The 13,625-nt window shown below is 41.1% G+C and carries 10 protein-coding genes and 1 tRNA gene; 8 read left to right on the top strand and 3 right to left on the bottom strand.

The features are described 5' to 3' along the window. The first annotated feature begins 1 nt into the window (after position 1). The gene (locus BQ5338_RS13140; protein ID WP_071147278.1) at positions 2-1,441 is read left to right on the top strand and encodes a HAMP domain-containing sensor histidine kinase; all 1,440 of its coding nucleotides are present in this window, start codon (positions 2-4) and stop codon (positions 1,439-1,441) included. A gap of 53 nt (positions 1,442-1,494) precedes the next feature. Here the strand turns inward: BQ5338_RS13140 and BQ5338_RS13135 are convergent. Continuing rightward, positions 1,495-1,568 (bottom strand) — tRNA-Met (locus BQ5338_RS13135). A gap of 225 nt (positions 1,569-1,793) precedes the next feature. Here BQ5338_RS13135 and BQ5338_RS13130 point away from each other — a divergent pair. The 4 genes from BQ5338_RS13130 (at position 1,794) to BQ5338_RS13115 (ending at position 6,640) form a co-directional block, all read left to right on the top strand. Then, on the top strand, positions 1,794-2,180 hold the full coding sequence (locus BQ5338_RS13130; RefSeq protein WP_071147277.1) for an START-like domain-containing protein: 387 nt from the start codon (positions 1,794-1,796) through the stop codon (positions 2,178-2,180). A gap of 67 nt (positions 2,181-2,247) precedes the next feature. Further along, the gene (locus BQ5338_RS13125; RefSeq protein ID WP_071147276.1) at positions 2,248-4,143 is read left to right on the top strand and encodes an LptF/LptG family permease; all 1,896 of its coding nucleotides are present in this window, start codon (positions 2,248-2,250) and stop codon (positions 4,141-4,143) included. Between the two features lie 7 nt (positions 4,144-4,150). Next, positions 4,151-5,365 carry a bifunctional 3,4-dihydroxy-2-butanone-4-phosphate synthase/GTP cyclohydrolase II gene (locus tag BQ5338_RS13120; protein ID WP_071147275.1) on the top strand — a complete coding sequence of 405 codons (1,215 nt, stop codon included), beginning with the start codon at positions 4,151-4,153 and terminating at the stop codon, positions 5,363-5,365. 81 nt (positions 5,366-5,446) lie between these two features. Next, positions 5,447-6,640: a pyridoxal phosphate-dependent aminotransferase gene (locus BQ5338_RS13115; protein ID WP_071147274.1), complete on the top strand. Its 1,194-nt coding sequence runs from the start codon at positions 5,447-5,449 to the stop codon at positions 6,638-6,640. A 107-nt stretch (positions 6,641-6,747) separates the two neighbouring features. Here BQ5338_RS13115 and BQ5338_RS13110 read toward each other — a convergent pair whose 3' ends face one another. Further along, positions 6,748-6,918 carry a DUF362 domain-containing protein gene (locus BQ5338_RS13110; protein ID WP_071147877.1) on the bottom strand — a complete coding sequence of 57 codons (171 nt, stop codon included), beginning with the start codon at positions 6,916-6,918 and terminating at the stop codon, positions 6,748-6,750. A 270-nt stretch (positions 6,919-7,188) separates the two neighbouring features. On the opposite strand from BQ5338_RS13110, the gene metA reads away from it, so the two are divergent. The 3 genes from metA to BQ5338_RS13095 are packed head-to-tail and all read left to right on the top strand — an operon-like array spanning position 7,189 to position 10,834. After that, complete coding sequence (gene metA / locus BQ5338_RS13105) at positions 7,189-8,106, top strand: homoserine O-acetyltransferase MetA (protein ID WP_071147273.1); 918 nt, start codon at positions 7,189-7,191, stop codon at positions 8,104-8,106. Further along, entirely contained in the window at positions 8,103-9,929 is a 1,827-nt protein-coding gene (locus tag BQ5338_RS13100; RefSeq protein ID WP_071147272.1) for a peptidase U32 family protein, read from the top strand. The genes metA and BQ5338_RS13100 overlap by 4 nt, the downstream gene beginning before the upstream one ends. Beyond that, the gene (locus tag BQ5338_RS13095; protein WP_071147271.1) at positions 9,926-10,834 is read left to right on the top strand and encodes a zinc ribbon domain-containing protein; all 909 of its coding nucleotides are present in this window, start codon (positions 9,926-9,928) and stop codon (positions 10,832-10,834) included. The genes BQ5338_RS13100 and BQ5338_RS13095 overlap by 4 nt, the downstream gene beginning before the upstream one ends. 527 nt (positions 10,835-11,361) lie before the next feature. Here BQ5338_RS13095 and BQ5338_RS13090 read toward each other — a convergent pair. Further along, on the bottom strand, positions 11,362-13,611 hold the full coding sequence (locus tag BQ5338_RS13090; RefSeq protein ID WP_071147270.1) for a TonB-dependent receptor: 2,250 nt from the start codon (positions 13,609-13,611) through the stop codon (positions 11,362-11,364). Positions 13,612-13,625: the final 14 nt, after the last annotated feature.

Genomic DNA, 13,625 nt, shown 5'->3' with positions numbered 1-13,625 from the left:
TATGAACATTAAAACAAAACTGGTTTTCGGCATTGGAATGCTTGTTGGAATGATTATTCTTTTAGTCGCTCTTTCAGTCATACACCTACAAATTTTAACGGCTCTTGATCCTAACGGTACTGAAGCTTTGCCTGCTTTAAATCGTGCTTTGTTATGGATTTCGATTACGGGAGCCATTTGTATCTTTACAGGGCTTTCATTGCTAATCTGGTTGCCACGTTCCATTAATAAACCAATCAAGACGCTGATCGGTGGGATATTGGAAATTGCCAATCAGAATTATGAAAAGAGACTCAATTTAAAGAGTAATGCAGAGTTTAGAGAAGTGGCTGACAGTTTTAATCGGATGGCTGAGAGATTGGCTGAATATCGGGCAAGTACGTTGGCTGATATTCTATCGTCAAAGAAATTTTTGGAGGCGACTGTAAATAGCATTAATGAGCCAATAATCGGATTGAATATAAAAAGAGAGATTCTTTTTATAAATAATGAGGCTCTGAATGTGCTGAACTTGAAAAGAGAAAATGTAGTTCGTAAGTCGGCAGAAGAACTCTCGTTGAAAAATGATCTACTTCGCCGTTTGATCCGTGAGTTAGTGAATCCTAGTGAGAAGAAAGAACCATTGAAAATCTATGCTGATAATAAAGAAAGCTATTTTCAGGCATTTTATATTCCAATCACGAATCAAGAACCCGATGAGATTGATCCTTATGGTCTGGGGGATGTTATTCTGCTGAAGAATATTACGGAATTCAAAGAATTGGACTCAGCAAAAACGACTTTCATTTCCACTATTTCCCATGAATTGAAAACTCCAATCTCGGCAATTATGATGAGTTTGCAATTGCTTGAGGATAAACGAGTCGGTGAACTTAACGATGAGCAGGAGCAACTTTCGAAAAGCATCAAGGAGAATAGCGAACGTTTATTAGGAATTACAGGAGAACTACTCAATCTGACTCAGGTAGAGGCGGGTAAGCTACAGCTAATCCCTAAAATAACCAAACCGATTGAGCTGATAGAATATGCCATAAAGGCTAATCAGGTGCAGGCGGCTAAATTTAATATTCAGATAGAAGTAGAATACCCTGAGACGAAGATCAATAAATTGTTTGTTGATAGCGAAAAAATAGCTTGGGTGCTTACTAACTTGTTGAGCAACGCTATTCGTTATTCCAAAGAAAACGGAAGAGTGATCATTGGAGCAAAGCAAGAGGACGATATTATTGAGCTCTATGTGAAAGATTTCGGTAAAGGAATAGATCCTCGCTATCATCAAAGTATCTTTGATCGCTATTTCAGGGTGCCGGGGACAAAAGTACAGGGTAGCGGATTGGGGTTATCTATTTCGAAAGATTTTGTAGAGGCCCATAATGGAACTCTTACTGTTGAAAGTGAATTAGGAAATGGAAGTCGATTTATAATTCGTTTGAAGGCTTAAAATAAAAAAGCACCCAGAAGTGGAAGCCTCCCAAATGCTTTATTCTTTTAGTGTAGCGCGACCCAGGATTGAACTGGGGACCTCATGATTATGAATCATGCGCTCTAACCGGCTGAGCTATCGCGCCATCGTTTCTCGGTTGCGGGTGCAAAGATATTGCTTTTTCTGAAATCTCCAAAATAATCGTAAGCATTTTCTTCCCTTTTTCTCTTTCGTTGCCTTATGGCCCTTTTTGCATTTCAAACTTTTAGTAAGATGAAAGAATGTGTGTGCTGATATAAAGTAAGTGAATCGTATCGTGTAATTAGAAAAAAGTATCTATCTTGGCGCGCACAATTAAAATGCGCTAAATATGAAAAGAGAGAAACTACATTTAGAGTATCTTCTGAATGCGACGTCTAGAAATATTATATGGTCGGCTATCAGTACTCCTACGGGTTTGGAGGGATGGTTTGCCGATAATGTGATATCGGATGATAAGATTGTTGCTTTTCATTGGGGAAAAACCGAAAAAAGAGAGGCTGAGATAATTGCCATCAGGGCTTATTCATTTATTCGTTTCCGTTGGCTGGATGATGAAAATGAACGTGATTACTTTGAATTTAAAATGACAAAGAATGAGCTAACCAGTGATTATGTTCTTGAAATAACTGATTTTGCTCCCCTAGATGAGATTAACGATCAGAAGGAACTCTGGGATTCTCAGATAGATACGCTTAGAAGAAGCGGTGGATTCTAATGCCTAAAAATTTCCTGCTATCCTTTTTTTGTGCTAATTTTGTACCATAATTATATGATGTATTGAAATGCTACGCATAAAAAGGTTAGATATATTTATAGTAAAGAGCTTTTTGACGCTCTTTATTGGCACTTTCCTCATTTGTCTTTTCATCTTTATGATGCAGTTCTTGTGGAGATACATAGACGAACTGGTTGGAAAAGGATTGGAAATGGAAGTGCTGGCACAGTTTTTCTTTTATTCTGCTATAAGTTTAGTTCCTGCTTCCTTACCCTTGGCTGTTTTACTTGCCTCATTGATTACTTTCGGGAATTTTGGAGAACGATACGAGCTACTTGCGATGAAGGCAGCTGGTATTTCGTTGCTTAAAATAATGAGTCCTCTGGTTGTCTTTGTTACGTTGCTGTGCTGTATCTCTTTTTTCTTTCAAAATGTAATAGGCCCTAAGGCTGAGGTTAAACTGTGGACTTTGTTGATTTCGATGAAACAGAAATCGCCGGAATTGGATATTCCGGAGGGAGTATTTTATGATCAAATAGAGGGTTATAATCTATATGTGAAGAAAAAAAATCGTGATACAGGAATGCTGTACAACGTCATGATCTATAATTTCTCCGATGGCTTTGAGAATGCGCATATCATCGTGGCAGATTCCGGACGTTTGGAGATGACGGCAGATAAGCAGCATCTATACCTTCATTTGTATAGCGGTGAGATGTTCGAGAATCTTAAAGCTCAGAATTCAGGGGTTCAGAATGTGCCTTACAGGCGTGAAAGCTTTAGAGAAAAACATTCTATTATTGAGTTTAACTCGCAATTCAATATGGTTGATGCGAGCATTATGAGTAATCAGTCGAGAAGTAAAAACATGGCAATGCTTGAGGCTTCTATTGACTCCATGACAATGCTTAGTGATAGTATTGGTCGATCTTACTATAAAGAGGCTTCCATGGGGGCTTATCGACCGATTTCACTTTTGTCTAAACAAGATACACTGAAATTGAAGTCTGCACATTTGGGGAGCTACAATGTGGATAGTTTGTTCAGTTCTTCTACTCTTATGCAAAAGCAACGAGTATTAGCTTCAGCAGTGAGTAATGCCGGAAATCTGGGTAGCGATTGGGGCTTTAAGAGCTTTAATATAGAGCAGAATGACCAAAGTATACGTAAACATAAGACAGAGTGGCACAATAAAATAACTCTATCACTTGCCTGTCTCATCTTCTTTTTTATCGGAGCACCTTTGGGAGCCATTATTCGTCGAGGAGGATTAGGAATGCCTGTAGTTGTATCAGTCCTTATTTTTATCATCTATTACATTATTAACAATACGGGTTATAAGATGGCGCGTGATGGTAATTGGGTTGCTTGGATGGGCATGTGGACAAGTACTGCCGTGTTAGCCCCTCTCGGCGCTTTTCTTACTTATAAATCGAATAAAGATTCGGTTGTACTTAATGCCGATGCCTATGTCAATTGGTTTAAACGTATAGCTGGTATCAGAAGTGTGCGGCATATATTCAAAAAAGAAGTCATTATTGTTGACCCTGATTATGACAGAATTGTAGCTGATTTGTCTCAACTTAGTATTGATTGCAAAACTTATATTAATCAATGTCGTTTGATGAAATCGCCTAATTATATTAAGCTGTGGATGGTTAACACACATGATGAAGAGATTGATAAACTGAATGACCGGTTGGAAACATTGGTCGAAGAAATGTCAAATTCTCAATCTATAACTTTACTTAACGTATTAAACAACTATCCTGTCATAGCTGTTCATGCCCATGTGCGTCCTTTTGATATCTATTGGCTGAATATGCTAGCGGGTTTACTGCTACCTGTAGGGTTATTCTTATATTTTAGAATATGGGCTTTCAGGGTACGTTTGGGCAGAGATATTAATCAGATTATAAAAACAAACGAAGAAATAACAACCATTATACAGACTAATTTATGAATAAATTATGGAAGAGATTAAACTGAATACAATAGAAGATGCTGTTGCCGATTTTAAAGAAGGTAAGTTTGTTATCGTAGTTGATGATGAAGATAGAGAAAATGAAGGTGACTTTATTATAGCGGCTGAAAAAGTGACTCCCGAGAAGATTAATTTTATGCTGACTCATGGTCGTGGTGTACTTTGTGCCCCTATCACAGAGGAGCGTTGTGCCGAACTAGATTTAGGTATGCAGGTATCTGCTAATACTTCTATTTATGAAACACCGTTTACTGTCACTGTTGATCTTTTAGAAGGTTGTACTACTGGAGTATCTATGCATGATCGTGCCGCTACAATTTTAGCTTTGGCTGATCCAAAAACGAAACCAACTGATCTTGGACGTCCGGGACATGTGAATCCGCTCCGAGCTCGTTCACGTGGAGTCCTTCGTCGAGCAGGCCATACAGAAGCTACTGTAGATCTAGCTAAGCTTGCTGGTCTCTATCCGGCAGGAGCATTGATTGAGATTATTAATGAAGATGGTACTATGGCGCGCTTGCCTGAGTTGATAAAGATCTCGAAGAAGTTTGGTATTAAAATCATCTCTATTAAAGATTTGATTGCTTATCGGGCAAATATGGAGTCAATCGTTGAAAAAGGAGTAGAGGTCGATATGCCTACCCATTATGGACATTTCCGTTTGATCCCGTTTCGTCAGAAATCTAACGGACTGGAGCATGTGGCATTGATTAAAGGATCATGGGAAAAGGACGAACCAATTTTGGTTCGTGTACACTCTTCTTGTGTTACAGGAGATATTTTTGGATCTTGCCGTTGTGAATGTGGAGAACAATTGCAGAAAGCAATGAAGATGATCGAAGAAGCCGGTAAGGGTGTTATTGTTTATATGAATCAAGAAGGACGTGGCATTGGCTTGATGGCTAAAATGGCTGCTTATAAACTTCAAGAGGAAGGATATGATACAGTAGATGCGAACTTGCATTTGGGCTTTGATGCTGATGAACGTGATTATGGTGTGGGAGCACAAATTCTACGTGAGTTGGGGGTGAACAAAATGATGCTAATGTCTAATAACCCTGTGAAACGTGTTGGCCTAGAGGCTTATGGACTAGAAATAACCGATAACGTTGGAATTGAAATTACGCCTAACGAATATAATGAACGTTACTTGAGAACAAAGAAGGAACGGATGGGGCATACATTACATTTTAATAAGTAACTGTCTTTTTGTTTTCCCATTTGAAATATTATCGTTTATTTTGCAACGGAATTCACTCAACAACAATAAAAGAGATATAAAATGAATCAATTGTCAGACCGTTTGAATAGTTTGTCTCCTTCCGAGACACTTGCAATGTCGCAAAAAAGTAATGAGCTTAAAGCTCAAGGTGTTGATGTTATTAATATGAGTGTTGGAGAACCCGATTTTAATACTCCCGATCACATTAAAGAAGCTGCAAAGAAGGCCGTAGACGATAATTTCTCTCGTTACTCACCAGTACCGGGATATCCCGCTCTTCGCAATGCTATTGTTGCAAAATTGAAGAAGGAGAATGGTTTGGATTATACCGCCGCTCAGATTCTTTGTTCGAATGGAGCTAAACAATCTGTTTGCAACGTGCTGATGGCGCTTATTGGCCCAGGCGATGAGGTTGTTATCCCTGCTCCTTACTGGGTAAGCTATCCTGAAATGGTGAAGTTGGCCGAAGGAACAAATGTATTTATTTCTGCCGGTATTGAACAAGATTTCAAGATCACACCTGCACAACTTGAGGCAGCGATCACTCCTAAAACCAAAGCATTGATATTGTGTTCACCTTCTAACCCTACAGGATCTGTTTATACAAAAGAAGAGTTGGCTGGTTTGGCAGCTGTGTTGGCTAAATACCCACAAGTGGTTATCATTGCCGATGAGATCTATGAGCACATTAATTATATTGGTCAGCACGAAAGCATTGCACAATTTCCTGAAGTGAGAGATAGAGTGGTGATTGTGAACGGAGTGTCTAAGGCGTATGCCATGACCGGATGGAGAATTGGATTCATTGCTGGTCCTCAATGGATTGTTTCTGCTTGCAATAAACTTCAGGGGCAATACACTTCAGGCCCTTGCTCGGTTTCTCAAAAAGCTGCTGAGGCTGCTTATGTTGGCACTCAGGCACCTGTTGAAGAGATGCGTGTGGCCTTTGAACGTCGCAGAGATTTGATCGTGAAGTTGGCAAAAGAGATACCCGGATTTGAAGTGAATGTTCCGCAAGGTGCTTTCTACCTGTTTCCTAAGTGTGATTCTTACTTTGGTAAGAGTGCGGATGGGCGTAAGATTTCAGATGCCGGTGAACTAGCGATGTACTTGCTTGAAGTAGGTCATGTTGCTTGCGTAGGCGGTACTGCATTTGGAGCTCCTGAATGTATTCGTATGAGTTATGCTACTTCAGATGAAAATATCGTTGAGGCAATGCGCCGAATAAAAGAAGTATTAGGCAAATTGGCTTAAGTAAAGACTTAATTGAGTGTGGTTTAAGGTCACGTTTATAACTTTAATATAAAAATAAAAGGCTGCCCAAACGTTGGACAGCCTTTTATTTTTATCAGACCGAAAACTTATTCAGCCGGATGAATTGCTTCAGAAGGACATACATCCGCACAAGTACCACAATCAGTACATACATCAGGATTGATTACATAGATATCGCCTTCAGAGATAGCTTCAACCGGACACTCGTCGATACAAGTTCCGCAAGCAATACAGTCGTCAGTAATTACGTAAGCCATTTTTTTAGAATTTAAATTATTAGTACTAATTAGTTGCGCAAAAATAAGAGTTTTATTCATTATTAGAAAATGATTCTGATTTAATTTACTATAATTTTTCATTTCGCATATCCTTTCGTTGCAGCTTGTAGCTGAGGCTTACTTGTGATGATAGGAGGTTTGTTTTATTCTTTGATAAGGTTAATTAGCCAATGATTGTGTTTACTTTCTACCTTGAATAGTTCCTTTTTTATTATTTTTGCAGAGAAATATTAAAAAGGAGAAATAGATATGCCTTTAAATTTACCCGATAGACTTCCTGCCATAGAGATTCTGAAAGAAGAAAATATCTTTGTGATCGATAACTCGCGTGCTACTCAGCAGGATATACGTCCCTTACGTATCGTGGTGCTGAACCTGATGCCTTTGAAGATTACAACGGAAACAGATATCGTTCGTCTGCTTTCTAATACTCCTCTTCAGTTGGAGATCTCGTTTATGAAGATTAAAAGTCATACATCCAAAAACACTCCTATTGAACACATGGAAACGTTCTATACTGATTTTGAGCAGATGCGTTCAGAAAAGTATGATGGTCTGATTATTACCGGCGCCCCTGTGGAACAAATGGACTTTGAAGAAGTGAGCTACTGGAATGAGATAACAGAGATCTTTGACTGGAGTCGTACGCATGTCACTTCTACCTTTTATATCTGCTGGGCAGCTCAAGCCGGCTTGTACCATCATTATGGTGTTCCCAAGTATCCACTGGACAAAAAGCTGTTTGGTGTTTTTGAACATCGCCCACTCAACCCGTTACATTCGATCTTTCGTGGTTTTGATGATGTGTTTTATGCACCTCACAGCAGGCATACGGAAATCCGAAGAGAGGATATAATGAAGATACCGGAACTAACATTGTTGTCTGAATCTGCTGAAGCAGGTGTGTATATGGTAATGGGACGTGGCGGACGTGAATTTTTTGTCACGGGACACTCGGAATATTCTCCTCTGACATTAGACATGGAGTATCGCCGGGATGTAGAGAAAGAACTACCGATAAACTTGCCGGAGAATTATTATGTCGATGATGACCCGAATAAAGGGCCGGTGGTTCGTTGGCGTGGACATGCCAATCTGTTATTCTCTAACTGGTTGAACTACTTTGTATATCAAGAAACGCCATTTAATATCGAGGACATCAAATGATAAAATCGCGAAAGATAGAATTACTGGCTCCGGCGAAGAACCTGGAGTGTGGTATGGAAGCCATAAACCATGGGGCGGATGCGGTTTATATCGGTGCGCCTAAGTTTGGTGCACGCTCGGCTGCCGGCAATTCTATGGAAGATATAGCTGCTCTTGTGGAGCATGCCCATCTGTATAACGCTCGTATCTATGTTGCCGTAAACACGATTTTGAAAGAAGAGGAGTTGGCTGAAACGGAAGAGATGATAGGAGAACTATATCGGATAGGGGTGGATGCTTTGATTGTGCAAGATATGGGCATCTTACGTATGAAACTACCGCCTATACCATTGCACGCCAGTACGCAGACTGATAACCGTACACCGGAAAAGGTTACTTTTCTTTCTGAAGCCGGATTTACTCAAGTGGTACTTGCCCGCGAACTCTCTTTAGCTGAAATACGTGGTATACACCAAGCCTGCCCTTCGGTGGCACTTGAGGCTTTTGTGCACGGAGCTCTTTGCGTGAGTTATAGCGGACAATGCTATGTTAGCCAAGCTTGCTTTGGCCGTAGCGCCAATCGTGGTCAGTGTGCACAGTTTTGTCGTTTACCTTTCAATTTAGTGGATGCCGATGGTAAGGTGATTGTTAAAGATAAACATCTGTTGTCGTTGAAGGACCTTAATCAGAGTGAAGAACTAGAGAGTTTACTCGATGTCGGCGTTACTTCCTTGAAGATTGAAGGGAGATTGAAAGATGTGTCGTACGTGAAGAATGTTACGGCTGCTTACCGACAAAAGCTGGATGCTATCTTTGCTCGTAGAGAGGAATACGTACGTGCTTCATCCGGAACTTGTCGATACGAATTTACTCCTCAACTTGATAAGAGTTTTAGCCGAGGTTTCACCAACTATAATCTTTACGGTCGTTCGGATGATGTATGTTCGTTTGATACGCCTAAGTCGCTTGGCGAGGAAATGGGTGTAGTCAAAGAACTACGAGGTAACTATCTCACGGTAGCTGGCGTGAAGTCGTTTAACAATGGTGATGGAGTGTGCTACCTCGACGAGCAAGAACATTTGCAAGGTTTCCGCATCAATCGTGTAGATGGAAACAAACTCTATCTGCAAGAGATGCCAAAGATAAAACCCCGTACCAAACTGTACCGTAACTTTGACCAAGAGTTTGAACGTATGCTCTCACGAGAGTCTGCTAAGCGAAAAATATCGGTTGAAGTCTTACTCGCTGAGAATAATTTCGGATTCTCTCTCACTCTTACAGATGAAGATGATCATAGCGTTTCCCTCACTCTTGAACGAGAGAAGGAGTTGGCGCGCACTCCACAAGAAAAGAACCTGAAAGAGCAATTAGCTAAGTTAGGCAATACGCCTTTTGAAGCCAGCCATGTGGATGTTGACTTCTCTGCCAACTGGTTTCTCCCTGTGTCTGCGCTAGCTGATCTTCGTCGTACAGCGGTAGAAAAGCTTATTTCTGATCGTAAAACAACCTATCGGCGTGAGCTAGTTACGCTGAAACCTACCACGCATGTCTATCCGCAAAGCCAACTGACCTATTTGGGTAATGTGATGAATCCGATGGCTGCTTCTTTTTATCATGATCATGGCGTGAAAGAGGTTGCGTCTGCTTATGAACAGCAACCGGTAGAAGATGCTGTTTTGATGTTCAGTAAGCATTGTTTAAGATATAGTATGGGTTGGTGCCCAACTCATCAAAAGGGAACTTCTCCTTATAAGGAGCCTTATTATTTGGTGTCGACGGATGGAAAACGCTTCCGCCTTAGTTTTGATTGCAAGAATTGTCAGATGAAAGTGAGCGGAGTATGAAACAGTTAGTGGTGTTTTTCTTGTTGCTGATAGGCTTGGCATCGTGCCATTATCCTCGTGAAAAAGGAGAGGTGAGTGTGGTGAAGAAAAACACTAATATGGAGGTTTATGCCGATTCAGTAGAACTGGAACGTCTGCCTATTAAAGATTCCTACATTATTCTCCCTAAAGGTGCTCGTGTAGTCGTTGCTGAATTTGCAGTCCACCCCAAAGATAGTATTGACAGTGTTTGGGTGAAAGTGGCTCATACGCAGGAGGTGCAAGGTTGGATTCGTGAAAAAGAACTGGTCAAATCATTTGTTCCCTCCGATAGTATATCGCAGTTTATTCATCTTTTTAGCGATACGCATGCCTCCTATTTCGTTATAATATTTTCTCTTTTTGTCGGATTCTGGCTTTTCAGAGCGTTTCGTAAGAAGCAACTCCAACTAGTTTACTTCAATGACATAGACAGCGTATATCCGTTATTTCTTTGTTTGCTGATGGCCTTCAGTGCTACGATATATGAGTCGATACAGGTCTTTGTGCCTGAAACGTGGCAATACTATTATTTTAACCCTACGTTGTCTCCTTTCAAAGTACCGTTTATTCTTTGCGTATTCTTGCTTAGCATCTGGTTATTTATTATTGTTACGCTAGCTGTGCTCGATGATTTGTTTCGTCAGCTGACTACTACTGCAGCTTTCTTCTACTTGCTGGGGCTTCTTTCGTGCTGCATCTTCTGTTACTTCTTCTTTATGCTAACCACTCATTTCTATGTCGGATATGCTTTCTTGCTTGTTTTTGCGTGGATTTGCTTCAAACGGATGCGTTGCAGCATGGGCTATAAGTATCGGTGTGGGCAATGTGGTAGGAAGCTCAAAGAAAAAGGAGTTTGTCCTTCTTGCGGGGCGATCAATCAGTAAGCGGGAACAGAGAGCAAAGCCTTTCAGTGAATGCTTTGCTTTGTCTGAATGATACGCCGGAACAAGAATGCTTTTTCTCTGGAAAAGCTTGACTTTGTTTGTTTGATGTATTATCTTTGTAAGAGTAATCATAAAATATATTCAGATTAAACTACAGTAAAAGAGGGAAGCTACGGCTTTCCTCTTTTTTTTGGCACCACTGCATCAAACAGCTTCAAGAAGGGCTGTGAAGAAGCAAGAGAACCGTGCAGTTGCCTCAACTGCACGGTTCTCTTCGGTCGAAAGACGGTTTCTCTTCACCAAGATGCCTATTTGTTATCGGAATAACTCCTAATGAAACTTGGATTTCCTCTTGTTGTTACCCGAAATACGTCTATTTGTTTTCAAGAAGCATTCTTTCCGTTAATCATTTATAAATCGTCTCTTGACAAGAATGAGTTCATTCTTGTAGTTTCTCTGTGAGTATGATCTGGAAGTTACATAGCCTACGGGCTGAATCTCGCAGGCGATGTTTCTGTCCGTTTCTTTTAAAATCGACAGCGCAGATCTACTCCGAACTGCATAGGGCGTGCTTTCTGTGCAAATCCTTTGCTTGAAGATTCAAAGTAGAAGGTATTGTACTCCTTGTTCAGGAAGTTACGCGACCATAAATCTATCTGTGCATTGCCTATGGAAGTACAAATCTTCCAGTTTACAGTGCCATAGAAGTTTTGTGCCACGTCATTCTTCTCCGTCCAATAGATCTTGCCTGCTCCCGAGTAATTGGCAATGAAGCGTACTTCGTCGAACATGGAATGCTCATCACCTTTCACGGTATATTGTGCACCTACGGTTAGCGTTTGTTTGGGGATGAAAGGAACGAACTTATCTTTATAATCTGCCGTACCGTCATTAAAGTCGATAAAGGTAGCGTGCGTATATCCGTAACTTGTATTTACGCTAAGCGCATCCGTCAGGTTGGCTCGTAAAGATGCTTCACCACCGTAACTGCGACTGTGTGCCGCGTTGACCATCATGCGTCCCATCTCACTTGGCGAGAATTGTGCGATTTGCTGGTCTCTGGTATCCATCACAAATGCGGCTACGTCTGCCCATAATTTCCCTTCCCAAAGAGTGAGGTGGCTACCCAACTCATAGTTCCACGCATATTCGGGGTCGTAACTGATAACGTCCTTTACGCTGGCACTAGTGGTGCTACCAGGCTGGCTTGTCATCTGTTTTTGTATAAGGTCGGAGAACATCTGCACATTATAACCTCCACTTCTGTAGCCTCGGCTAACGGATGCATAAATATTATTCTGGTTATTGAAAGCATATTTCAAGGCAAACTTAGGAAGAAGAATCCAGTAATCATCTTTCTCCTTTCCGTTTATCGTATAATCGTTAGCTGTTACTCCTCCCATTGGCGAACCATTCATGTAGGTTTGTGTGTTGAGGGTGGCGTGGGTATCATGAGTGATTTCCATATTCTCATAATCGGCACGTAACCCCACAGTAAGGCTTAGCCCATCCCAAATTAGCCGATTGAAAGTACTTTCGTGGAAAATAGCCGCTCCCATAGTTGGTGTATCAAAATTACCGTATACAGGCATCGTCGCATCAAGTATCTTCACCCTTACCGGAGTTGCTGCCATGGCTTGATCCATGTATCCTTGTATCATGTTGATGCCACTCTCCTTAAAGGTTACAGGGGCATCCATTTTTAGCCACTGATAGAATCCGGATACGCCGGCTACCCATTGCCAACCTTTATCGCTGCCTCCTTTGAAAGTAAATTCTTGACTAACCGTATTCTGCTTTTGTTTCTGGACGATTGTATACAGACTATCTGTAGTGAAATCCTGATCCATAAACATACGATCTCTTAGATGCTGAAATCCTGAGACAGAGCTTAAAGTGAAACCTTTTCCCTGATACTCCAGATTGAGCCCGGCATTGAGTAGGTTGCGGTAGTATTTGCTTTCCTCATTGTAAGCCGGATCAGCCGTTTTACCTGTTGTCTTATCGTAGAGTCCATAGGGATATCCACCTTGATCGCCATATTCGTAACTCACATTCAGGTCGACTTTCAAATTCTCGGTAGGTAGGTAGATACCACGAAAGCGTCCACCAGCAGAATTGCTACGATCAATCTTTTTATTCAGATAGGCATTCTTAAAGAAGCCTCCCGCATAATCGTAAAAGGCTCCGGTAGAGAACGCAAATTTATTAGATACTCGGTGATAATGGGTTACTGAGGCACTATATTGATTGTAGGTACCCGCACTTAGTCTAAGGTCGGTACCTTGGTAGGTGAAGGGCGATTTCGTGTATACGCGAATAAGTCCGCCCATAGCACTACGCCCGTAAAGAGTACCTTGTGGACCACGTAGAACGTCGATTCGTTCAATGTCAGCGTAATTAAAGTCGAAGGCCGACTTGTCCATATAAGGCACATTGTCTACGTAAAGTCCTACGCTTGGGTTATTGATGCGCGAGCCTACACCTCTGATGTATATAGCTGAAGTCAGCTTAGAACCATAGTCGGGTATAAACAAGTTCGGTACCACAGCAGTGAGGCTTTTTAGAGAAGTCACCTGATTGTCTCGCATGTCTTGTTGAGACAAAATAGTGGAGGATGATGGTTGTTCGCGCAGTTTACGATTTTCTTTTGGGGTGGCAATTACGACTACCTCTTCCACATCCACCACCTTTAGTGTGTCTTTAGGTACGTCATCTGCCCATACATTGATTGTGCCTAGCATTGCTAGAGCAACAAGGATACAGTTTTTTTTCATTATGTTACTTGCTT

Origin of the sequence: Bacteroides ihuae (genome assembly GCF_900104585.1) — a bacterium.
Classification (GTDB): domain Bacteria; phylum Bacteroidota; class Bacteroidia; order Bacteroidales; family Bacteroidaceae; genus Bacteroides; species Bacteroides ihuae.
The sequence above is the reverse complement of the archived record's forward strand: the minus strand, read 5'-3'. Positions and strand labels throughout refer to the sequence as shown.